Raw genomic sequence first — 23,151 nt, forward strand, 5'->3', positions numbered from 1 at the left:
CAGGGCGCGCGGATAGACTTCGCGTAAGACCCGCCCTGTGTGAACATTCGCCTCTCCTCACAAAGCCGATTGCGATGCCTGCCGATAAAATCGTTCTGATCGAAGACGACCGCGAAATCTCTAGCACGCTGACCAGCGTCCTTTCCGGCGCCGGCTATAGCGTGCGGGCCGCCCCGAACGGCCTCGAAGGGCAGAAGCTACTCAGTGCGGATCGACCGGACCTACTGATCACCGATATGATGATGCCGCGGATGGGCGGGTTTCCGATTCTCGAATTCCTGAAAACGCTCGACAACCCGCCGCCGGTGATCATGATCACCGCGAACGAAGGGGGGCGTCATAAAGCGTACGCAGAGATGCTCGGAGTGGTCGACTACCTTCGCAAGCCCTTCGCGATGGACGTGTTTCTCGATGCGGTGTCGCGGGCAATTGCGAAGGGCAAGGAAGGCGAAGGCCAGTCGGAGTCCGACGAAGCTGTCGGCAGCCCGAAATTGCGGAAGGGCAAGTAGCGTTCTCGCCGCATTGAATCAGGCGGCGGTCAAGAGCGTAGGTGACTCGTTGCTATAGTCCCTTGCTTGCGCTGCGGGCTTGTTAGAGTAAAATGCGCATTTCGATCAGCGCACATTCAGGTTGTCGTCGATGCGGCGCGCTTGCTCCGACATGATGTACTTTCGCCAGAACCAATCGGGATCGCTTTCGACATTCTCTTCGCCGCGGCCCTCGCGGCCAACGACTGCCCAAGGATCTTCCTCGGGCAGATTTGCGTCGTCATCAAATCGTTTGAAATGATTATCCAAGGCGACGGACCGTTCATGCCAGTACTCGTCCCAAGTCTCGAGCGAGGTGCAACCTAGTCCGAAGACAATGAGAGAAAGACCGGCGACGGCCATAAAAACGAACGATGGTCGGTGTGGCATGGCGCAATTCCTACGTCGACTTCGAGGATGAAGCCGTTTGAAATGCGATGTGAAATGGGAAACCGCGGGGAGAGGGGCCGGACGTTAGATTGTTGGCGGTTCGGTGTCCAGACGGAGTTTCATTGCTGCGGCGATCACGGTCTCATCGATCGCGGTCTCGTCGATCACCGTTTCGGTAGGCTTCGGCGTTTTGCGAGAGTGATTCAGTATGAGCGTTCAAGAAATGCCGGCGTCCCCGCTTGATTTACTGGTCGTCGCTCCGCATCCCGACGATGCGGAAATCAGCGTCGGCGGCACGATTCTCAAGGCACTGGCGGATGGCAAGTCGGTCGGCGTCGTCGACCTCACCGACGGTGAGCCAACGCCGCACGGCACGCCGCAGCGACGGGCGAAAGAGACGACCGCCGCGACGGAAGTGCTCGGGCTGACGTGGCGACATCAGTTGGGGCTGCCGAATCGATCATTGGTCGATGACCTCGATGCACGGGCGAAACTGGCGGGTGTCTTTCGTCAGACTCGACCGAGCGTGATTCTCTCTCCATTTGCCGAAGATGCGCATCCTGATCACGTTGCCGCCACGCGATTGATCAACGATGCCCGATTCTGGGCGAAACTGTCGAAGACTGATCTGCCTGGGGAGCCGTTTCATCCGCCGCGGATTTTGTATTACTTCAGCGTCCACTTGCGGATCGTCGAACAGGCCTCGTTTGTCGTCGATGTGTCGGAGCATTTCGAACGCAAGCTGGAGGCGATCCGCTGCTATGAAAGCCAGGTCATCGAAGGGCGTTCGACCGAATTCCCGACAGTGTTCGATGATCTACGGGGTCGGGCGAGGTACTGGGGTTGGACGATCGGCGTCGGCTATGCTGAGCCGCTGCACAGTCGCGAGCCGATTCATGGTGACGTGTTTAGCGTTTGATCGACGAACTCAATCGGTGACGCTGTCCGGGCAACGCCCACTCGCGGTCCCTTGCTTACGCTGCGGGCTTGTGTCTGGTCGCTATCGCTCTTCGACGAGCAGGCCTTCGGCGGCGGCGTGGCCGAGGGAGATCGACTTGCCGTCGACATCGACCGTCACAAGTGCAGCTTCAGTACTGTTGCCCGAGATCGTGCCGCTGACGCCGATCTCCATGCCTGAGTCGGACAGAAAACGAAGAAAGTCGGCCGACTGATTCGTCACGCGGACCAGCCGAAAATTCGTGCCCGTCTTGCAGTCGCAAAGCCGACACGTGTCGATCTGATCAGTCGGCATTTCGCCCTGCGACGTCGGGATGGGGTCTCCGTGGGGGTCGGTCGTGGGGGAGCCGAGGAACTCGTCGATTGCGTCAATCAGTTGATCGCTGACGGCGTGTTCCATGTGCTCCGCCTCTTCGTGAACCTGATCCCACGTAAGGTTGAGCGTCTTCACCAGGAACAGTTCGATCAGGCGGTGGCGGCGGAGGACTTTGATCGCGTGCGTCCGGCCTTTTTCGGTCAGTTCGACCCCCTCGTACGGGGTGTATGCCGCCAGTTCAGCGTCGGAGAGCGTTTTCAACATGCTCGTCACGGTGCCGGGTGAGACACCAAGTTCCTCAGCGAGTCGACCAGTCGAGACGACCTGATGGTCGGTACGCAGCCCGACCTGTAGGATCGACTTCAAATAGTTCTCGACGGTCAGGCTGGGCATGGTCGACTTCGGTTGAGGACAGCACAGGCAGAGGTCGCGATCGCCCCGGACATCTTGCTGCCCGGAATCATACGTCCCGACCCAATCAAAGTTCGACCCACGACGTGATTAACGAGCATTTCCGGAACAAGCCGCGCATTAAGTGAGCGGGCCGTGTGAGTGATCCGCTTACTTCGTGCGCGGCTTGTTGAAGCAATTCATCCTGCGGCAGCAATTACGGGCCTTCTCCCTCGGGAGAAGGTGCCGAAGGCGGTTGAGGGGGCGGTGGGGCGCTCGCCAAACGTCAACGTTGTTTGCTCAAGAGCTTTGCCCATTGAGCATCGACGCCGCGGCTCGAGGCTCAACCGCCGCAGCATCCCCTCACCCCAACCCTCTCCCAAGCGGAGAGGGGGCACTGCGTGCCTTTGTGCCTGCGGCAGCAAGGGTTCGGCAAAGGCATCAAGCGCGGCTTGTGTGCTTAATCGTTCGATCAATTGATCAAGATTGCCCCAACTCTGTGGCGCGTCGGCTGGCGGCGAGGACGGTGTCGATCAGCACGCCGCGGAGGCCGCCGGTTTCCAGTTCTCGAAGTCCCGCGATCGTCGTCCCTCCTGGGCTGGTGACGGCGTCTTTCAATTGGCCGGGGTGTTCGCCGGTCTCCAAGACCATTTTGGCGGCGCCTAGCAAAGTCTGTGCGGCGAGGCGTGTCGCCGTTTCGCGCGGGAGCCCGGCGGCGACACCGCCGTCTGAGAGAGCTTCGATCATCTCAAACCCATAAGCGGGACCGCTGCCGGAGAGGCCCGTCACCGCGTCGAGCAGCGACTCGGAGACCTGTTCGGCGATGCCGACCGTCGCGAACATCGCTTCGACCAACGCCGCATCGTCGTCGGTTGCCTGACCACCAAGTGCATAGGCGGCCGCACCCGCGCCGACGAGGCAGGGGGTGTTCGGCATCACGCGAACAATACGGCAGTCCCCGCCGAGCGTGCGAGTGAAGGTCGCAATCGGCACGCCTGCGGCGATCGAGACGACGAGTTTGGCGTGGTCGATGTCGCCTTTGAGTTCCGTGGTGACCTCGGCCATCATCTGAGGTTTGACCGCGAGGACGATGACATCCGATTTCGCAATTACTTCACTGTTCGACTCTGCGACGGTCGATCCCGTCGCGGATTGAAAAGAGTTGCGGGAGGCCTCGATCGGATCGCCAGCCAAGATTTGAGCGGGCTTACAAAACTCGGCAGCAACGAGGCCCTTCGCGAGAGCCGCCGCCATGCGGCCTGCTCCGATGAATCCGATGGTTTGATCTGCCGGAAAGGTAACTGCCATGTTCGAAGCCGTTTACTTTGTGCGCAATTGCGTTGTGGGCGACATGAAGACGATCGCTGGTCGCGTATGATGGTATGAGGGAGCGTCGCGAGATTCATCTCGACGACGATCTGCGCGGCCGCGGGGGTCGGTAGGAATGATCGAGAAGCACTTTATCCGGACGGGACTGAGATGTCGGTACTGCTGCTGTGCCGCAAATGTCTGGCATGGAAACGAGCCGAAAGCGGTCGGTGTCCGCGGTGTGGGGCTTCACTGAGCGCGGATCGGCCCGACCCGCCGCGCGATGAGTTGGAAGCGGCCATTGGTCCGATCGAAACCTGTCTCGGAGAAGTTCGCGTTCGAGGTGATCAATCGACCGGCCCGGCTTCCCTGTACGTGACCGAACAGGGGCTATTGTTCATTCCGCACCGCCTCGAATATCGCACGATTGAAGGATCGGATGCCACGGCGGGCAGCGTCGTCTGGACGATCGCCGAGCTGTTCTTCATGCCCCTATTGGTTTTGCGATTGGTTTTTCGTCCGGATGACAGCCGAGTCATCGCTACGGCGGTGCCTCGGAAAGCCCCTTTTGAACAACCGGGGCTGCCGGCGGATTGGCTGATGGAAGATCCCGGTGCGTTTTTCATCGAGCGGACGAACATTCTCGCGATTCGTCGCAACTGGCGAGGTCGCTACCGTATCCTGTGCGTCGGGCATGTTGTCGTCGGGTTCGCTCCGTTGGCGTCCGGATCATCCTTCCGCCAAAAACTGGAATCGCTGGCGGAGGACGAACAGTGGCGCGGTTTGGCGTGGGACATTTCCTGAGTGACATTCCCTTCCCCGAGAGCGAATTCCGTGAGTGGCTATTTCGTCTGTCTCCCTTGCCGTTGTCGCGGGCTTATGTGAGACGTTTTGTATTGATGCCGGAAACTCGGCTTGCCGCCCGCGTGGCGATCTCCTATGACCCTGCTCCTCTCTCCTAATTCCTGATGACATTTCGAACGATATTCGACGGGCAACCGTTACGCCGCGCTGAGCGTGGGGCGTTGGTCGTCTGGGCGTGTTTGTTAATCGCGGGCTTTTCGGTCGCTCTCTCATTAGAGCCCGACAACCGCGGCTTTGGCACGCATCAGCGACTGGGCCTTCCTCCGTGTACGTTTCGGGCGCTATTCGGATTCTCCTGCCCAAGTTGCGGTATGACGACCAGTTTTTCGAACTTCGTCCGTGGTCAATTTGCAGCCTCCGTAGCCGCAAATACGACCGGACTCATCCTCGCCTTGTGCTGTGCGGTACAGATTCCGTGGGCGCTGGCGAGTGCATGGAGCGGACGTTTGATCGGAATTCATCGGCCGGAATCGGCGGCAGCCACGCTGCTGGTCGTTCTGGCGGTCTTATGCCTTTCGGAATGGATCGTTCGACTGAGTCTAGCGGCCTGAACCTGACTGCGTTTCCAAAACACATCCTAAATTCGTAGCGGAATTGGCTCGCCCTCTCTGCGAGCAGTGAATCGACATCTCCCTTTCGCCGGTCGGCTGTTCAAGTCGGCGGGTAAGTCATCCCAAGACCAATTCAACATCCAAGCCGCGGTCGAATCCGACCGACGGGCCGTCACCGTTCTCACGGAATCTCCGGAGTCTGCCGCACGATGCGCCATTCGCAACGACTCGCATTAAAAACCGTCGGCCGATCGCGGCGGGCGGTGTCGCTGGTCGTCACGGCGGCGGTCCTGCTGTCTTGCGGCAGCGGATGCTCGTTATTCGTGATGGCGGGCAAGATGTTCTTCGGCGATCCCACGATCCCATCGCACTTTCATCGGATGGTTGGAATAGACCTGACCGACGGTGAGCACTCCGTGCTGGTCGTGACAACGACCCCCGAAGCCATCAAACGCGATGCTCCGGCGATCGATCTCGACATTACCGAACGCGTCAGCCGACGGCTCAAAAACAAAGGGGTCGATCTCTTTCCGTCGGGGGAGGTCCTCACGTGGCTAGATGATCGTGGCGGTCGGTGGGATGATGTCGACGAAATCGCGCGAGCGTTCGAAACCGATTACATCGTCCACTGCGACTTGCGTGAGTTGACGTTCTACGAAGAAAACAGCTCCGACCTCTACCGGGGCAAGGTCAACGGATCGATCTACTGCTACGAAGTGGCCGAAGAGAATGGCGTCTATCTGGCGCAGCGGGTGTTCAACGTTGAATTCGATTCGACCTATCCGTCTCACCGGCCGAAATTGGCTCATCAAATGTCGGAACGTATTTTCCGCGAAGAGTTCGTGGACCGCGTCTGCAAGCAGGTCGCGTTGACGTTCTATGACCACAAATTGTCCGAAGAAATCGACTGACGGCTCCGCCCGTTGCCGCACCAAAGAATGCGAAGACCATGATCCATCGAACGCGAACACTGCTGTGCGCCGCCGTGCTGGCCATCGCTTGCAGCGGATGCAACTACGTCCTCATGGCGGGTTACCTGATCGGCGGGCCGCCGTCGGTCGAGCCCGACTTTGATGCCGCAACCGGTGAGTCGTTGACCGATTACGAAGCGACCGCTGCCGTTGTGTGCTTCGCACCGGTCGAATTGCAATGGGACTTCGACGATGTCGACAAAGAAATCGCCGAGCATCTCGCCCATCGTCTGGCGTTTCACAAGATCGCGGTTCGCAACCCTGATCGCGTCCACGAGTGGCTCGATCGCAATCCCGATTGGGACAAACCCGAAGAAATCGGGCAGGCGATGGATGTCACCTATGTGATCTACATCGACCTGAGCCGATTCAGCCTGTACGAGGAAAACGCCAGCCACCTTTATCGCGGCCGGGCCGAAGCGGTCATTAGCGTCGTCAAGATGGACGGCGACGGCCACGGCGAGAAGATCTTCAGCAAAGACCTGACCTCGAAATATCCGCTCGCGGTGCCGCGGTCGACATCGGTGGAGTCGTACGCCCAATTCAAGAAGAACTACCTCGACCGACTCAGCGAGGAAATCGGCCGGATGTTCTACGAGTATTATACACAGGACGATCTGGACCAGGTGAATTGATTGAACCTGCTACGGTAGCGAGCACTCTTTAACAACAAGCCGCGCACGAAGTAAGCGGATCACTCACACGACCCGCTCACTTCATGCGCGGCTTTTGTCCATTATTGATGACTTTGCCGAACCCTTGCTGCCGCAGGCACATAGGCACGCAGTGCCCCTCTCCGCTCGGGAGAGGGTTGGGGTGAGGGGAAGCGGCGGAGGTTGATGCTCAATGGGCAAAGCTTGTGAGCAAACAACGATGACGTTTGGCGAGCGCCCCACCGTCCCCTCATCCGGCCTTCGGCCACCTTCTCCCCAGAGGAGAAGGCCCGTAATTGCTGCCGCAGGATGAATTGCTTCAACAAGCCGCGCACGTATTAAGCGGATCGATCACGCCCCGACGTCGCCCACAACGAGCGATGGATTGTGCAATGCATCGCTTCCGGGGGCGGCTAGAACGCCGTCCCCGGCCACCCGATGATGATAGCCCGACGCGCAAGCGAGGCCGTGAGATAGCGGCGGATGGCTTTGGCAGGCGATCCTCACGCCGCTCACCTTCGGCGACGGATCGAGCGACGCGTCTTCATCAATGGTCGCCGTGACGCGCAGCCGGGGGCTTCGAAAGAGTCGTTATCGGCCAGCCGGCGATGTGACAAGCCGATCCGCTCACTTCGTGCGCGGCCTGTCTTGCTTTGCCCTCGCTCCATCCTTGCGGCGTCTGAATGAACCCTCGACGATAGGACCGTTCACCGGCCTTTATCGATTTGCTGCGAGCATGGGATTGATTGAAACCGACGTGGCGATCATCGGCGGGGGGATCGTCGGAATGGCGACCGCCTACCAATTGACCCGCCGCGACGTGCCGCCGCGGGTCGTCGTCATCGAGAAAGAGAGCCGGCTGGCCGCGCACCAAACGGGGCACAACTCCGGCGTGATTCACTCGGGCCTCTACTACCGCCCCGGTAGTTTGAAGGCACTGAATTGTCGCGCCGGTAAAGCGGCGCTGGAACGCTTTTGCGACGACGAAGGCATTGCGTGGGACCGGTGCGGCAAGGTGGTTGTGGCGACGACCGAAGAAGAGCTTCCTCGGCTTGATGCCCTACTGGAGCGCGGCCGTGAAAACGGCGTCGAATGCGAAATGATCGGACCGGAACGCCTGTCGGAACTCGAGCCGCACGCCGCGGGGCTCAAAGCGATTCATGTCCCCGAAACCGGCATCGTCGATTACGTGGCGGTCACTGAACGGCTGGGCGAGCGTGTTCTTGAGCGGGGCGGGCGATTGCTACTCGGTGCCAAAGTTATGGGCTTTCGAAATCGCGACGGGCGTCGAATCGTCGAGACGACCAACGGCGTCGTCAAAGCGAAGACAGTCATCAATTGCGCCGGGCTGCATTCCGATCGGGTGGCGCGACAAAGCGGAGCTCGACCCGACGCGAAGATCATTCCTTTCCGCGGGGAGTATTTCGAGCTGACAAAGGGCGCTGAGGGTTTCGTGAAGAACCTGATCTACCCGGTGCCCGATCCGCGGTTTCCTTTTCTCGGCGTCCACTTCACGCGGATGATTCAAGGAGGCGTCGAGTGCGGACCGAATGCCGTCCTCGCTTTCGCCCGGGAGGGCTATACGAAAACCCGTATGAACATCGGCGATCTCGGCGAGGCACTCTCATTCGGCGGCTTCGTCAAAATGGCAAAGCGTCACTGGCGGATGGGCATGGGCGAAATGTATCGCTCGATGAGTAAGGGGGCGTTCGTCAAAGCCCTTCAACGCCTCGTCCCCGACATCCGGGCCGAGCACCTACATGCGGCCCCCGCGGGGGTCCGCGCTCAAGCCGTACGCGGCAATGGCGAGCTCGTTGACGACTTCCTGATCGACGAATCGGGAGACGTGATCAACGTCCTCAATGCCCCTTCGCCGGCAGCAACCGCCTCGCTGCGAATCGGCGAGCAAATCGCGGAGCGGATTCCACTCAATTGAGCCACCCGCAATGCGAGTTTTCGAATCGACACAAGCCGCGCACGAAGTAAGCGGCTCGATCTTAACATCACAAGCCGCGCACGAAGTAAGCGGATCGATCGCGTCTCGGGACGGCTACAGGCTGCGACTTTCAAACCGCCCAAAATGCTCGAGGTTGAACGACGCGTCCTCATCAATTGACGCCGCGTGATCAATCGTTCCGGGGGCGTCGAAAACGCCGTCCCCGGCCACCCGGCGACGACAGCCCGACGCGCAAGCGAGGCCGTGAGATTGCGGCGGATGGCTCTGGCGGGCGTCACTCACTCCGCCCACGGGGATCGAGAGGTTGAACGACGCGTCCTCATCAATCACCGCCGTGCGATCATTCGTTCCCGGGGGAGTCGAAACCGCCGTCCCCGGCCACAAATCTCACAAAGAAAATTCGCGGCTCGCTCGAACCCTATCGCCGTTTCGGTCACTACGGCGTCAGCACGCGAAAGAACGAGAATCCGATCGTCGCGAGGATGACCGGGAACTTCCATCGTTCCGCGCGGGCCTGCTCACTGATTCGAGCTCGTTCTCGCAGCTCGTCCGCAATCCACGAAGTAAATTGAATACTCATTTCGTCCGATTGCAGGGCGTACATGAAGAGGCTCGCACAGATAATGGGGCTCTTCGATGGGCGAAGAGCGGGGGATGATAGAAGAGTCATCGGCTCATTCGCCCGATTCGTGGCAAAAAAGAGCCGCAATCGTGCCGGTCACGGCGACCCTGCCGCGTTGAGAACCGTCCATGCCGGTCATTCCGGTTCGGTGGAGGGGGCCGCGTCGTTCCGGGTAAGATTGATTTATCCCCACAACGAGATCGCCTGGTGCATCATCATCCTTTTCGAAGCTGCCCACTCTCGATCGTTCAACTGCAGAACTTTGCCTTCGTGCTGTCGGCAGCAGCGGCGCTATTCGCCGCCGGTTGCGGCACTGATCCGGCCGAGCCCTCGACCGAAGAGTCCGTGGATCAGGTCGAGCCGGAACCTCCCGATGTCGTCGGCACGCCGGTCCTCAGTGAGATCGGTAATGAGGAAGGCTTCGTCGCTTTGACGCGAGCCGACTTCGCGATGGACGGATTCGGATTAGTGGAAGAGGAGACCGCCGTCACTTGGTCGAATCGGACACCCGACCTTGGCGGATTTTTGGTTCGCTTTGATTCAGGTCGCGGCTATCTTCACACGAATGATGCCTACGGTAATTTCACGTTGCGACTCGACTATCGCTTTCCCATCGATGCCGACGCCGAATCGCCAGAAGACCGGGAGCAACTGAATTCTGGCGTGTTCGTGTTTCTCGAGCCGCCGCACAAGGTCTGGCCCCGCTGCCTCGAGGTGCAGGGGAAGTGGTCGGAGATGGGGCACATCAAGTCGAACGATCGAAACATTCAACTTGAAGTCAGTGACGACCAGGAGCGTCGCGAGCAGGCACGTCGCCCCCCCGGCGAGTGGAACTCGCTCGAAATCGTGACACGAGACGGAACCGTCACGAGCTTCGTCAACGGAGTCAAAATTTGCGAGAGTCAGCCATCAGAACTCAACAGTGGTTTGATTGCCCTGCAGGCGGAAGGGGACCCCGTCGAGTTTCGCCACATCCGCATTCGCCCCGGCGAATAGCAAGCGCCTTCGAAATCGCAACAAGCCGCGCACGAAGTAAGCGGGTCGCTCTCACGGTCCGCTTATTTTGCGCGCGGCTTGTGTCGGCTATTGATGACTTTGCCGAACACTTGCTGCCGCAGGCACATAGGCACGCAGTGCCCCCTCTCCGCTCGGGAGAGGGTTGGGGTGAGGGGATGCAGCGGCGGTTGATCCGATAGCCGCGGCGATGATGCTCAATGGGCAAAGCTTGTGAGCCAACAGCGATGACGTTTGGCAATCGCCCCACCACCCCCTCATCCGACCTTCGGCCGCCTTCTCCCCAGAGGAGAAGGCCCGCAATCGCTGCCGCAGGCACACAGGCACGAAGTGCCCTCATCCGCCTTCGGCACCTTCTCCCGAGAGGAGAAGGCCCGCGGATGCTGCCGCTGGAGGAATTGGTTCGACAAGCCGCGCACGAAGTAAGCGGATCGATCGCGTCTTGCCGATCGCATTCCGCTCACCTTGCGTAATCGGCTCAACCGATAGAGATGGCAGAGGCCAGCTCTGTGTTCCTTTGCGCGCGGTGGATTATGTCGAAACAGCATTCGTCGAACGAAGCCCGGCTCAACGGTGATGTGACCGAGCGGGTCCGTTCCCAGTATGAGCAACTCCCGTATCCGCACCGTGAGCCCGCTGACGAACGCAAGCGGCTTTGCATGACCGAACTCGACGACTTAAATATCGTCAATCATTACTGTTTCGGCGGTGAGCGTGATCTTTCCGGCGGCCTGCGGATTCTCGTCGCCGGCGGGGGCACCGGGGACTCACTCGTCTTTCTGGCCGAGCAGCTTCGTGACACCCCGTCCGAGTTGGTGTATGTCGACCTCAGTGACGCCGCAATGAAGATCGCCCGCGAGCGGGTTCGCATCCGTGGTCTCGACTCCCTCGTCCAATGGCATCGCCGATCGCTGCTTGACATCGCTGAGATGGATTTCGAACCGTTCGACTTCATTAATTGCTCGGGGGTGCTGCACCATCTGGAGAATCCGGCTGACGGACTCGCCGCGTTGAAATCGGTTTTGAAGCCGGACGGCGGAATGGCGTTGATGGTATACGGTGAGATGGGGCGGACCGGGGTCTATCAGATTCAACGGCTGATGCGGATCGCTGCGGCGAACGCGAGTTCTGAGCAGGAGAAGATTGATCTGACACGCACGATGCTGTCGAACCTGCCGAAGACGAACTGGTTTGTCGCCGGTGGCGGGTTGAATTCCCTGACCGCAGACAGCAGCGATGCCGAGATATACGACCTCTTTCTGCACAGTCAGGACCGCCCATTTTCGGTCGATGAGCTTTACGGTTGGGTCGAAGAGGCCGGGCTGCACGTGGCTGAGTTCACGATGCAAAACCGAATGCTCTACGAACCGGCGTTTCTACTCGGCGATTCAAATTTGGTCGAAGAGTTAAGCAGCCTGCCCGATCGTCAGCGGCGGGCCGCGGGCGAACTGATCAGCGGTTCGATCGCGAAGCACAACTTCTGGGTCTCCGCGCGGGCTGAATCGAAGGTCGACGGGATTCGAGCTGAATATGTGCCTTGCCTGTCTCAACTGGGGCAGCAATACGACGTGCTGACCGCCATCGAGCAGGCGAAAACGCCGAACGTTTCGATTCAGGTCAACCTGCAGAATGGCAGCTCGGTCAAGCTGGCGATCGCGATGAACGACAGTCTGCGGGCGATGGCGAAGCTGATCGACGGTTCGCGATCGCTACTGGAGATCGTCGTGGCGATCGTCGGCCCGGGGGCGTCCCGTGAGAAAATCGATCGTGTGTGGAGCGAACTTCAGATCGCCATCGGCACGCTGCGGCAGATCGACTTTATCGTGTTCCGGCAGAAAGTCGATCGCCGCACGCAGGCCGCGTGAAGGTTGAATTTCACGAGCACCACAAGCCGTGCACGAAGTAAGCGGATCGCAATTGCCTGGGTATTCAATCGCCTCGCCGGGACGGCTGAAGCGCCGTCCCAAGCCTCCAATAATGATAGCCCGACGCGCCAGCGAGGCTGTGAGATTGCGGCGGAAGGCTCTGCGGGGCGTCCCTCACGCCGCCCGCCATGATCGAGGGCTTGAGCGACGGCAGCCATACAAGCCGTCGGATAATCGCTGGTTGATCGACCATCGGCTTGCGCCATTGGCTGGCATGGAACGCTTCTCGTCGACGCCGTGCGATCAATCGCTTCCGGGGGCGGCGAAAGCGCCGTCCCCGGCCACCCGAAGCCAAAACAAGCCGCGCACGAAGTAAGCGGATTAGAGTCTCTTCGATCCGCTTACTTCGTGCGCGGCTTGTACCTCTCAGGGTCGGTGATCGGACGCCCTTCAACGGAAAAACGCCGGCCGCGGAGGTCCGCGGCCGGCGTGTCAGGTTCGTCCTAAATCATTCGGAGAGGGGATTAACCGAGAAGACTTAGAACCTGCTGCGGGTTCTGGTTGGCGATTGCGAGAACCGAAATCGCCGACTGGCTGAGGATCTGGGCCTTCGTGAGTTGGGCCGTTTCTTCAGCGAAGTCGGTATCGACGATCTGGCTTCGGGCTTCGGAGATGTTCTCCAAAGCAACGCCGAGCGTCGAAATGTTGGTATCGATCACGTTCGCCTGGACGGCACCGAGACGACCCCGGAGTGACGACACGCGGGTGATCGACTGCTCGATGATCGAGACAAGCGTTTCGCCCGAGACGCCGCCTTGGCCGACGTCGAGCAGGCTCTTGCCCTTACCGGTGCCCAATTCGAAGAGCTTACCGGTGATGCCGCCGAGTCGGGCCGTGTTGACGGCTTCGATCCCGATGCCGATCTGACCACTCGGCGAGACTTCCTGGCCGATCTGGAACAGGCTACCGCCGCCGGTGATCGAAATGCTGGCCGATTCATCGGCCACGTTCGAAGCTTCGGCGAAGCTGATCGTCGCATCGAGCGTACTGGTTCGAAGCGTCGCATCGAGACCACGGCCGTAAGCCGACTGACCGTTGATCGTCACGGCGATGTCGACACCGGTGTCGGCACTGCTGACGGTCGTGTAGTCGGCGTCGGTCGTCGCGAACGAGCCGTCCAGCACGTTGATGTTGACCGACTCGGCCGACCCGTATTCTGCACTGCGGAGTTCGAGCGTCGTGCCGTTCGTCGCATCGAGATTAGTCGAGGCCAATGCTCGGACCAAAGTCGTGTTGTCCGACCCGGTCGCCGATCGAACGTCGAGGGCATCGGCAACGGTCGTCGTGCCGTCGGCGAGCGTCTCGGTCGTCTCACCTTGCAGCGCGGTGATGACATCAGCCAATGTCGAGGTCAGAGCCCCGTTTGCGTCGGTCGCGAGACTGACGGTGATCGTCGTATCGTCGCCACTTGTCGACGTTGCGATCGAAAGTGCCTGACTGTTAGCACTGGGGTCGGCGAAGACGATACTAATCGCCCCGTCGGCGTTTTCGCCACGGATGTCGTCGATCTGCAGTGTGGCTTCCGACAGGTCGGCCGAAGCGGCTGCCGCGACTGTGCCCGAACCGTCGCCACCGGCGATCGTGTCGATCAATGCACTCGCATCGGCGTCGCCGTCGAGAGCCGTTTCCAACTGAGCGGCGGTCGTCGTGATCGCGCTGTTGGCATCGGTCGCGAGGTTGACGGTGATGACCGTGTCGCCGGTGTCGGCATCGGTCACGGTATCGATGCTGAGTGCTGACGAAGCGGAAGCCGGGTCGGCCAAGACGACCGAGACGGTGCCTTGCACGTCGGTGGCATCGCCGGCTTGGTTCCGCACAAACGTGACGGCCGCGTTACCGGCACCGACCGTCAGGTCACCGGCTGCGAGCGTGACACCGCTGCGGATGGCCGCTTCGACGCCGGTCGAGTCGCTCACGCCGTTGATGGCGTCACGGACGTTTTCGACCGTCGCGGAGTCGCCGAGGAAGACGACTTCGTTACCCTTTGAGCCACCGACTTCGATCGTGGCACCGCTGGTGAAGTCGCCCCCTTGATAGAGGACGGAGGCCTTCTCGGCGACCGTATCGATCGTCGCGTCGAGACTGATCGACGAGGCGGTGCCGATGACGGCTTCGTTGACTTGCAGGTCGGTGATCTTCGCGGCGTCGGCCGTCGAGATACTCGTGGTGAATGCTTTCGAACCGTCGATCAGTTTGTCACCGGCGAACGAGGTGTTCGATGAAATCCGGTTGATGGCCGAGAGGGCGGCGTCGATTTGAAGCTGATTCGCTTCAATTTCCGACTGCGACAATGCCCCGTCGTTCAGACCTTCCTGAACCAGACCACGAATCTGCGTGAGCAGGCCGCCGATTTCGCCGAGGGCCGTATCGGCCGTCGAGATCACGTTGTTGGCCCGGTTGCTGTTCTTGATCGACTGTTCGATCGAGCTGATCTGTGATCGCAGCGTTTCGCTGGCGATCAGGCCGGCCGGGTTGTCTTTACCCGAGTTAATTTTCAGACCGGTCGAGAGCCGCTCGAGCGAAGTGCCGAGCAGGTTGTTCGCCCCGGTCGTGCTGCGCAGAGCACGCAGCGAGGCGACGTTGGTGTTAATCCGCGTCATGGGTCAGAAACCTTTCGTTGGATTGCCCGGCCTTCGGCGTCGTACGGCCATTCGGTGTCAGGCGGCGCCGTCTGTCGATGTCCGAATCGATCGTAAGACGCGAGGGGGTTGATGTGTCCGGTGGCGATCCATGCTCTGTGTGCGTCAGGGGAGCCGACGCGATCCTATTCCACGTCACAGATCGGCATCGGTCGCACGGCACTTGCCACGACTTGAAGAAAACCCCGGTGACTTGGTGAAGGCCGGGGAATCGTGTCGATCGTGACGAATGCGCAGCCCCTTTACGCGGTCGTCAGCTCCTGGGCCTCCTCCTGTTTAATCGCCAGATAGACTTCTTCGCGATGAACAGAAATTTCGCCGGGGGCTTCGATTCCGATACGAACTTTGTCGCCACGGACATCGACGATGGTGATGCGGATCGAGTCGCCGATCATGATCGACTCATCACGCAGTCGAGAAAGAACAAGCATTTCGAACTCCTTTTCGTTGGCGGCGCGGCGGGGGGCCGGCCTTGTTTGCGAATGACGTTGACGCGGCACGCGGTGAGGCGATGGGAATGACCGCCAATCGTTTGTTTTGCGTCTCCTGCCGGTGGCCGATTCCTTGGCGACTGTCGGGAGAGCGGAGATCACCGCGTGCCGGTTTTTCATCGGCCGGTTGGGAGACTGGGCAGGCGGGAGAGCTTCGAAATGCTGGGCGACGCGAGCAAGCCGCGCAGGGCTTACCGGTTATTCCGATTCTTTCGTCCGAGCAATGTCGACTGCGGTCGCGTGCCCGATTCCGGATCTCATATTAGACGAGGTGAACCGCGTTGATCGCTGACTGCGTACTTCATTCAAAGCATGTTGGTTCGTGATCTATTGCGGCCGCAGAACCTAACCTTCTCCCTCGGCAGAAGGTGCCGAAGGCGGATGAGGGGCGGGTGGGGCGCTCGCGAAACGTCATCGTCGTTCGCTCTTTCGGGCTCGCCCAACGAGCATCAACTCCGCGGCTGGCGAATCAACCGCCGCCGCATCCCCTCACCCCAACCCTCTCCCGAGCGGAGAGGGGCACTGCGTGCCTTCGTGCCTGCGGCAGCAAGGGTTCGGCAAAGGCAACAAAAATGGACACGAGCCGCGCACGAAGTGAGCGGACCGTGTGAGTGATCCGCTTACTACGTGCGCGGCTTGTTGAAGCAATTCATCCTGCGGCAGCAATTACGGGCCTTCTCCTCTGGGGAGAAGGTGGCCGAAGGCCGGATGAGGGGGTGGTGGGGCGCTCGTGAAACGCCATCATGGTTCGCTTTTAAGCCTTGCCCAACGAGCATCAACTCCGCGGCTGGCGAATCAACCGCCGCTGCATCCCCTCGCCCCCAGCCCCTCTCCCGAGAGGAGAGGTGGGAAGGGCGTACCTGCGGGGCGCGTCCACAAAAATTCGCCCTGAGTATCCTTGGCTTGTCGATTCCGTGTTGTTCGAAGGATTCGATCTCGTTGCGACCGACCGCGAGGCCCGCTACGTTGGGCTAATCACGTTCTGGCTCACACGTAATTGCCTCGCCCATGGACACCCTGCTTATTGCCGTCGGTGCGTTTGTTGGCTATCTGATCGCCTACCACACCTACGGGCGTTTTCTGAGCCGAAAGATATTCAACCTCGATGCCGAAGCCAACGTGCCAAGCGTCGCGCTGCGGGATGACAACGACTTCGTGCCGACGCAGCGGCAGGTGATCTTCGGGCACCACTTCACCAGCATCGCCGGCACCGGACCGATCGTCGGGCCGGCCATTGCCGTCTTTTGGGGTTGGCTGCCCGCGCTGCTGTGGGTCTTTTTCGGATCGATCTTCGTTGGAGCGGTCCATGACTTCGGTGCGCTGATTATCTCGATCCGCAACCGCGGTCAGACGCTCGGGGAGGTTGCCGGACGGCTCATCTCCCCACGCGCCCGCGTGTTGTTTCTGCTCGTGCTCTTTCTCGCGCTGACGGTCGTGCTCGCGATCTTCGGGCTGGTGATCGCTGTGATCTTCAAACTCTACCCGTCGTCAGTGCTGAGCGTGTGGCTGTCGATGCCGATCGCGATTGGCATCGGACTGTGGACGCGATCAAAAGGCCACGGGTTGCTGATTCCCTCTTTGATGGCATTGGTTGCCCTTTACGTGGCGATCTACATCGGGGCGTATCACCTGCCGATCGAACTCTCTGGGATTCCAATGATCGGGGCAGCCGACGCCGACGGAGGCTTCTTCAACTCGGTCGTCGTTTGGACGCTCGTGCTGCTCGCCTATTGCGCAGTCGCATCGGTCCTGCCAGTTTGGTTGTTGCTCCAACCGCGAGATTACGTCAATAGCCACCAATTGCTCGTCGCGCTCGTTCTCTTGGGGGGCGGAGCGATTGTGGCCGGGGCGTCGGGTGAGGCGGTGATGAGTACCTCGGCTCCCATGATCGCTGAAGAACTGCCTGCCGGAGCGCCACCGATCTTTCCGTTTCTGTTCATCACGATCGCCTGCGGAGCGTGCAGCGGGTTTCACTGCCTCGTCAGTAGCGGGACAAGCAGCAAACAGGTCGCGTGCGAGCCGGATGCTCAATACGTTGGTTACGGAGCGATGCTGCTCGAAGGCGGACTGGCGGTCCTTGTGATCCTCGCCTGCTGTGCGGGGCTGGGCATGGGGCGGGAAGTCGACGGCACTCGTTTGGTCGGCAACGAAGCTTGGGCGTCGATGTACAGTTCCGACGGGAACTGGGCTCAGTTCGGGCTCGGTCAGAAAGTCGGTGCTTTTATCGAAGGCGGGGCTAATTTTATCGGGGCCTTGGGCATTCCCAACGATTTCGGCATCGCCGTGATCGCTGTTCTCGTGGCGTGTTTTGCCGCGACGACGCTCGACTCGGCCACCCGGCTGCAGCGTTACGTTATTCAGGAACTCGGAGAACCGCTGCGGATTGCCCCGCTGAAGAACAAGTACGTCGCGACTGCCGTTGCGGTCCTGTGCGGCGGGATCGTCGCGCTCATTCCGGCTCCGGGGAAAGCACCGGGCAGTGGCGGACTGATCCTCTGGCCGCTGTTCGGCGCAACGAATCAATTGCTAGCCGGGCTGGCTCTACTAGTACTGACCTTCTACCTGTGGCGCCGCAACAAGCCGATCTGGTTCGTCGTCCCGCCGATGGTGCTGATGCTGATCGTGCCCGCTTGGGCGATGCTCTATCAGGTCTTCATGCAATGGCTGCCGCGAGCGATGGACCCGCAGTTTTCCGACGAAGCATGGATGAATTGGATTTTGTTCGGCTTCGGACTCGCCATTACCGCGTTGCAGATCTGGATGATCGTCGAAGCGATTCTCACCTGGTCACGGGCCAAAGGCGTCTTGGAAGAGCTACTGCCGCCGCTCCCCGAGCGCGACGCCGTCGCTTCGCCCGGTGCATAGGAAAACGAACCGGTAACCAACGGTTCGTTTAGAGAACGTCGTTAATGGTAGTGCCAATCACATCGAATCATCGGAGAGGCCCACAAGCCGCGCACGGAGTAAGCGGACCGTGTGAGTGATCCGCTTACTCCGTGCGCGGCTTGTTGAACCAATTCATCCTGCGGCAGCGATTGCGAGCCTTCTCCTCTCGGGAGAAGGTGGCCGAAGGTCGGATGAGGGGGTGGAGGGGCGCTCGTGAAACGCCATCATGGTTCGCTCTAAAGCCTTGCCCAACGAGCATCAACTCCGCGGCTGGAGGCTCAACCGCCGTCGCATCCCCTCACCCCAACCCTCTCCCGAGCGGAGAGGGGGCACTTTGTGCCGTATGTCGGGTAACAAGCCGCGCACGAAGTAAGCGGACCGTGTGAGTGATCCGCTTACTACGTGCGCGGCTTGTTGAACCAATTCATCCTGCGGCAGCGATTGCGAGCCTTCTCCTCTCGGGAGAAGGTGGCCGAAGGTCGGATGAGGGGGTGGTGGGGCGTTAAACGAAGGGCACTGCTGTTAGCTCTTAATCTCATTTCGAAGAGCATTCTACCGCCGCAATCCATCAAACCGCTGCCGCATCCCCTCACCCCAACCCTCTCCCGAGCGGAGAGGGGGCACTGCGTGCCTTTGTGCCTGCGGCAGCAAGGGTTCGGCAAAGTCATCAATAGCCGACACAAGCCGCGCAAAATAAGCGGACCGTGAGAGCGACCCGCTTACTTCGTGCGCGGCTTGTCACGCTACGCGGCGATGAGTTCTCGAACGGGTTCGGTTGATGCCGCTTCAGCCCGCTGTCCGGCCAACCGGACGAGGCCTTCATCAACCATCGGCAGGGCCAGATTGAGCAGGTTCCGGACGCGTTTGCTGTTGAGCCCGGTCTCTCCGGCTCCGAACCCCGCGGCTCGGGTCGTCAGTGTCGGACCCGGTGTGATCTCCGGAGCCGGTAGTTGAAACACATCGGCCAAAGTTCGAGCGAAGTCGGCAAAGCTGCACCGTTCGGCTCCGCCGAGGTGGAGCGTGCCGGTCAATTCTTCTTCGATGGCCCGCGCGATCATGTCGGCCAGATCGGTTGCCAGAATCGGTGTCGCGTGACGGACGGCGTCGAGATGTTCGGTTCGCCCGCGGCTCAAATCGTCGACTAAAGTTTCGACGTAGCCGTTCCCGTCGGGAGACCAGCCGTAGGCATGGGTTCGCACAATCAACGACTCCGGAAGGACTCGACGAACGAGGTCTTCCATTTCCACGATCAGCCGGGCTTCGCGGCTGGTGCAGCGGTTCGGCGAATTTTCTTCGTGAAACAGACGAGGTCCGGTGAAGACCGCGTCGGAAGAGACAAACGTCAGTCGAACCGACTCGTCGTGTGCGGCGCGAAGCCAGATCCGAAGTGTATTCGCGTCGTCGGAAGTCAGTTCGGTGCGTGCCCAACAGCTTTCGGCTGCCGCGCCACAATAGATGATTTGTGAAGCTCCGCTCGCCGCGATCACATCGCGAGCGATCTCAACCGCGACCGTCGTCGAATAGGCGTCCTGCTCTTCGTCCGACAGATGCGTCGGCACAACGAGCGGGCGGGCAGAAACTCGAGTTTGATCGGCCAGTCCGGCGGCGAGATTCGCGCCGGTTGTGAATTCGCTGCCCAGTACCAAAATATCGTCCACGCCAGCCTCCGTGCTCGCGTCCTGCGGGTCAGTCCAATCTGCTGCGTCCCGGCGGTTCGCACCGGGGCGGCGACTATAGGAGGCCAACGATGCCGAAGCCAAGGCCAATTTGTGAGAGGCGTTTAGGTGAGAGGTGATGGGTGAGAGGTGATGGGTGCCGCATTCATTCCGCTTCTCGCTTCTCACTTCTCGCTTCTGACTCCTGACTCTCGACTCCTGACTCTCGCCCGCCCTTCGGCCGAAATGCTGTGAATCTTGAAAGTAAATTGTACAAACCGAAAAAGAACTGTTTTGGCCCGTGTTGACCGTTCTGCGAGTCGGCTCTTACAGTCTGGTCCACGTCGGCAGTCGATCACTCCCACTGCAACGCCCGTTGCAAACGTCTGCCGAAACCCGACCCAATCGGACACTCGTTCGAACGACTCGCATCTCTCCCGCGGACCGAAAAGGATTTCAGTCATGAAACGTCTCGCACTTGCCATGCTCGGCCTTGCCGTCAGTGCTATTTCGACCGGATGCTGCTGCCTCAGCGGCGGTGGCGGATGCGGCCCGTGTGGCGGCGGAGCATACTACGGCCCGACGCCGGGTGTCGTCGCACCGGGTGGTTGCCCCAACGGCAACTGCGGCATTGGTGCCGCTGCTCCTGGCTACGGGATTTCCCAAGCCTCCGTCATCCCGACGAACGCCAACGCCCAATTCGCCTCGGCCGCTCCGGCTTACACACCGGTCTCAGCTTCGACCGGACCCATTGCCACGACCTCGGCTCAGCCGACGTCCGGCCCGGTCATCATGCAGGCAGGTGGTTTCCAGACCGGCCCGCAGTTCACGCAAGCCGCCCCCGGCATTCGCATGAATCCGCTGCCGACTTACTAAGTGAAGTTGATGAGCCGCAACCGACGGGAATAGGGTTCAACACGGGCTCATTGTTGAATGCGTCCTTTCGGTCGCGGCTCAACGGTGGGGCCGGGTATAATCGGGGCATCGATAATCGAATGTCACGATGCCGCCACCATGCAAATTGTCCGCTTTCCCCATCCCGCTCTACGTTTTGAATCGGTCCCCGTGCGTGAGATCAACGCCGGGCTGCGTGCCATCGTCCGGCGGATGTTCGACTTGATGTATGAAGCCAACGGCATCGGCTTGGCCGCCAATCAGGTCGGATTGCCGTTGCGGCTGTTCATCATCAACCCCACCGGCGATCGGGATGTGGGGGACCAGGAGTTCGTTTTCATCAATCCGCAAATTCTCAAGCGGAACGGTTCCGAGGCGGCCGAAGAAGGTTGCCTGAGTCTGCCGAGCATTTACGGCGACGTTCGCCGGGCTGAGCGGATCTCCGTGGAAGCGTTCGATTTGAAAGGTCGCTCGTTCCGGCTCGACCTCGAGGAGCTTCACGCCCGGGTCGTGCAGCACGAATACGATCACATTGACGGCGTGATCTTTCCCGACCGGATGACCGACGACGATCGGTCGGAGATCACGGAACAACTCGCCGCGATGGAAACCGTGTTTCGCGAAGCACAAACGAGCGGCGAACTGCCCTCGGATGAGGAATTGCTCGCCGAGATCCAAGCGATGGCCGACGGTAAGCACGCACTCCCGACGGTGTAGGGCGTGTTGTGCCCGATGAATACGACTTGGCGATGAGCGCAGAGAACCGGAAAAAATCCTCTTTCGCTCACCAATAACTTCTCACCACTCACCGCTCCATGCGCATCATTTTCTTCGGCAGCGGCTCGTTCGGATTGCCGACTCTCCATGCGCTGATTCGCTGCGAGCATGAGGTCGTCGCGGTCGTCACGCAGCCCGATAAGACCGGTCGAGGACATCATCGGCACGTCAATCCGATCAAAGAAGCGGCCAACGAGGCCGGTCTTACTTTGCTGCAGCCGGCGAACGTCAACGACGATGACTCGCTGAATGAGCTTCGGGAACTGAAGGCCGAGTTGTTTATCACGGCCTCTTACGGGCAGTTGCTCAAGCAGCCGTTTCTTGACCTTCCGCCGCGTGGGACGATCAATCTTCATGCTTCACTGCTGCCGAAATATCGAGGGGCCGCGCCGATTCACTACGCGATTTGGTCTGGCGAAACGCAGACCGGCATCACGATTTTTCAGGTCGTCAAGAAGCTCGACGCCGGCGACATGCTGGCGAAGGTGACCACCCCGATCGGTCCGCACGAAACGACCGGCGACCTGTTCGATCGGCTGGCTGACCTTGCTGCTCCACTCACACTTGAGGTCATTGACGGCATCGCCCAGGGCACGCTGACGCCGGAACCTCAAAATGAGGCGGAGGTGACGTTCGCCCGCTCGCTTCGCAAAGAACAGGGGCAGATTGACTGGTCGAAGTCGGCGGCCGAGGTCGATTGCCACATCCGGGCGATGCAGCCTTGGCCGGGGCCGTTTACATTCTTGCGAATCGACGATCGCGAACCCGAGCGGATCGTGATGACGGCGGTCGAGCCACTCGACTTCACGACACACGAGGCATTGCCCGGTGCGATGCGAATCAGCGACGACGGCGAACTATTCGTCGCCTGCGGTCGCGAAACGGAGGTCCGTGTCGAAAAGCTTAAGCCCGCCGGCAAGCGAGAAATGACGGCAACAGAATTTACTCGCGGCCGAAGCCTGAGCCAGGCCACGTTTTTGTGATTGAAATCATCACAAGCCGCGCACGAAGTAAGCGGACCGTGTGAGTGATCCGCTTACTACGTGCGCGGCTTGTTAAATCATTCTATTCTGCGGCAACGATGACGGGCCTTCTCCACTCGGGAGAAGGTGCCGAAGGCGGATGAGGGCACTTCGTGCCTTTGTGCCTGCGGCAGCAACAGCGGGCCTTCTCCTCTGGGGAGAAGGTGCCGAAGGCGGATGAGGGGGCGGTGAGGCGCTCGCGAAACGTCATCGTTGTTAGCTCTTAAGCCTTGCCCAAAGAGCATCAGCGCCGCGGCTGGCGGATCAATCGCCGCCGCATCCCCTCACCCCAACCCTCTCCCGAGCGGAGAGGGGGCACTTCGTGCCTGCGGTCGCGATCGT

At 60.3% G+C, this 23,151-nt stretch carries 20 protein-coding genes; 13 read left to right on the top strand and 7 right to left on the bottom strand.

Going from position 1 to position 23,151, the window contains the following annotated elements; translation table 11 throughout:
- Positions 1–74: 74 nt before the first annotated feature.
- Complete coding sequence (locus tag Pan189_RS06200) at positions 75–509, top strand: response regulator transcription factor (RefSeq protein ID WP_145363081.1); 435 nt, start codon at positions 75–77, stop codon at positions 507–509.
- Between the two features lie 105 nt (positions 510–614).
- Here Pan189_RS06200 and Pan189_RS06205 read toward each other — a convergent pair whose 3' ends face one another.
- On the bottom strand, positions 615–917 hold the full coding sequence (locus Pan189_RS06205; RefSeq protein ID WP_145363082.1) for a hypothetical protein: 303 nt from the start codon (positions 915–917) through the stop codon (positions 615–617).
- Positions 918–1,125: 208 nt separating this feature from the next.
- Here Pan189_RS06205 and bshB1 point away from each other — a divergent pair, with 208 nt between their 5' ends.
- Positions 1,126–1,836: a bacillithiol biosynthesis deacetylase BshB1 gene (gene bshB1 / locus Pan189_RS06210; RefSeq protein WP_310821163.1), complete on the top strand. Its 711-nt coding sequence runs from the start codon at positions 1,126–1,128 to the stop codon at positions 1,834–1,836.
- Between the two features lie 81 nt (positions 1,837–1,917).
- Here the strand turns inward: bshB1 and Pan189_RS06215 are convergent, their stop codons facing one another.
- Together Pan189_RS06215 and proC are read right to left on the bottom strand one after the other, a co-directional pair.
- Positions 1,918–2,583 carry a metal-dependent transcriptional regulator gene (locus tag Pan189_RS06215; RefSeq protein ID WP_145363083.1) on the bottom strand — a complete coding sequence of 222 codons (666 nt, stop codon included), beginning with the start codon at positions 2,581–2,583 and terminating at the stop codon, positions 1,918–1,920.
- Positions 2,584–3,060: 477 nt separating this feature from the next.
- Positions 3,061–3,888, bottom strand: a complete 828-nt coding sequence (gene proC, locus Pan189_RS06220; protein ID WP_145363084.1) for a pyrroline-5-carboxylate reductase — start codon at positions 3,886–3,888, stop codon at positions 3,061–3,063.
- A gap of 171 nt (positions 3,889–4,059) precedes the next feature.
- Here proC and Pan189_RS06225 point away from each other — a divergent pair, with 171 nt between their 5' ends.
- From Pan189_RS06225 to lhgD, 5 genes are all read left to right on the top strand, one after another.
- A complete protein-coding gene (locus Pan189_RS06225; RefSeq protein WP_145363085.1) occupies positions 4,060–4,692 on the top strand; it encodes a hypothetical protein in 633 nt (210 codons plus the stop codon).
- A 164-nt stretch (positions 4,693–4,856) separates the two neighbouring features.
- On the top strand, positions 4,857–5,303 hold the full coding sequence (locus tag Pan189_RS06230; protein WP_145363086.1) for a DUF2752 domain-containing protein: 447 nt from the start codon (positions 4,857–4,859) through the stop codon (positions 5,301–5,303).
- Positions 5,304–5,512: 209 nt separating this feature from the next.
- A complete protein-coding gene (locus Pan189_RS06235) occupies positions 5,513–6,214 on the top strand; it encodes a hypothetical protein (RefSeq protein WP_145363087.1) in 702 nt (233 codons plus the stop codon).
- A gap of 38 nt (positions 6,215–6,252) precedes the next feature.
- A complete protein-coding gene (locus tag Pan189_RS06240) occupies positions 6,253–6,909 on the top strand; it encodes a hypothetical protein (protein WP_145363088.1) in 657 nt (218 codons plus the stop codon).
- Positions 6,910–7,663: 754 nt separating this feature from the next.
- Positions 7,664–8,863, top strand: coding sequence for an L-2-hydroxyglutarate dehydrogenase (lhgD, locus tag Pan189_RS06245; RefSeq protein ID WP_145363089.1), 1,200 nt, complete (start codon positions 7,664–7,666; stop codon positions 8,861–8,863).
- Between the two features lie 457 nt (positions 8,864–9,320).
- On the opposite strand, the gene Pan189_RS21275 is transcribed toward lhgD, so the two are convergent.
- Positions 9,321–9,488: a hypothetical protein gene (locus tag Pan189_RS21275; RefSeq protein WP_310821165.1), complete on the bottom strand. Its 168-nt coding sequence runs from the start codon at positions 9,486–9,488 to the stop codon at positions 9,321–9,323.
- A 225-nt stretch (positions 9,489–9,713) separates the two neighbouring features.
- Here Pan189_RS21275 and Pan189_RS06250 point away from each other — a divergent pair, with 225 nt between their 5' ends.
- Both Pan189_RS06250 and Pan189_RS06255 read left to right on the top strand, forming a co-directional pair.
- Positions 9,714–10,502 (top strand): 3-keto-disaccharide hydrolase, encoded by a 789-nt coding sequence (locus Pan189_RS06250; protein WP_145363090.1) that lies wholly within the window; start codon positions 9,714–9,716, stop codon positions 10,500–10,502.
- A gap of 551 nt (positions 10,503–11,053) precedes the next feature.
- Positions 11,054–12,385 carry a class I SAM-dependent methyltransferase gene (locus Pan189_RS06255; protein ID WP_310821166.1) on the top strand — a complete coding sequence of 444 codons (1,332 nt, stop codon included), beginning with the start codon at positions 11,054–11,056 and terminating at the stop codon, positions 12,383–12,385.
- A 524-nt stretch (positions 12,386–12,909) separates the two neighbouring features.
- Here the strand turns inward: Pan189_RS06255 and Pan189_RS06260 are convergent.
- The gene (locus tag Pan189_RS06260; RefSeq protein ID WP_145363092.1) at positions 12,910–15,045 is read right to left on the bottom strand and encodes a flagellin N-terminal helical domain-containing protein; all 2,136 of its coding nucleotides are present in this window, start codon (positions 15,043–15,045) and stop codon (positions 12,910–12,912) included.
- A 281-nt stretch (positions 15,046–15,326) separates the two neighbouring features.
- Entirely contained in the window at positions 15,327–15,515 is a 189-nt protein-coding gene (gene csrA / locus Pan189_RS06265) for a carbon storage regulator CsrA (protein ID WP_145363093.1), read from the bottom strand.
- A gap of 1,068 nt (positions 15,516–16,583) precedes the next feature.
- Between csrA and Pan189_RS06270 the strand changes: the two genes are divergently transcribed.
- On the top strand, positions 16,584–18,440 hold the full coding sequence (locus Pan189_RS06270; RefSeq protein ID WP_145363094.1) for a carbon starvation CstA family protein: 1,857 nt from the start codon (positions 16,584–16,586) through the stop codon (positions 18,438–18,440).
- A 764-nt stretch (positions 18,441–19,204) separates the two neighbouring features.
- Here Pan189_RS06270 and Pan189_RS06275 read toward each other — a convergent pair.
- Complete coding sequence (locus Pan189_RS06275) at positions 19,205–20,119, bottom strand: sugar nucleotide-binding protein (protein ID WP_310821167.1); 915 nt, start codon at positions 20,117–20,119, stop codon at positions 19,205–19,207.
- Positions 20,120–20,578: 459 nt separating this feature from the next.
- Here Pan189_RS06275 and Pan189_RS06280 point away from each other — a divergent pair, with 459 nt between their 5' ends.
- The 3 genes from Pan189_RS06280 to fmt all read left to right on the top strand — a co-directional run bounded on the left by Pan189_RS06280 (position 20,579) and on the right by fmt (position 22,770).
- Positions 20,579–20,992, top strand: coding sequence for a hypothetical protein (locus Pan189_RS06280; RefSeq protein WP_145363096.1), 414 nt, complete (start codon positions 20,579–20,581; stop codon positions 20,990–20,992).
- 138 nt (positions 20,993–21,130) lie between these two features.
- A complete protein-coding gene (gene def / locus Pan189_RS06285) occupies positions 21,131–21,727 on the top strand; it encodes a peptide deformylase (protein ID WP_310821168.1) in 597 nt (198 codons plus the stop codon).
- Positions 21,728–21,825: 98 nt separating this feature from the next.
- On the top strand, positions 21,826–22,770 hold the full coding sequence (fmt, locus tag Pan189_RS06290; protein ID WP_145363098.1) for a methionyl-tRNA formyltransferase: 945 nt from the start codon (positions 21,826–21,828) through the stop codon (positions 22,768–22,770).
- The last annotated feature ends 381 nt before the right edge of the window (positions 22,771–23,151 follow it).

Origin of the sequence: Stratiformator vulcanicus (assembly GCF_007744515.1) — a bacterium.
GTDB lineage: Bacteria > Planctomycetota > Planctomycetia > Planctomycetales > Planctomycetaceae > Stratiformator > Stratiformator vulcanicus.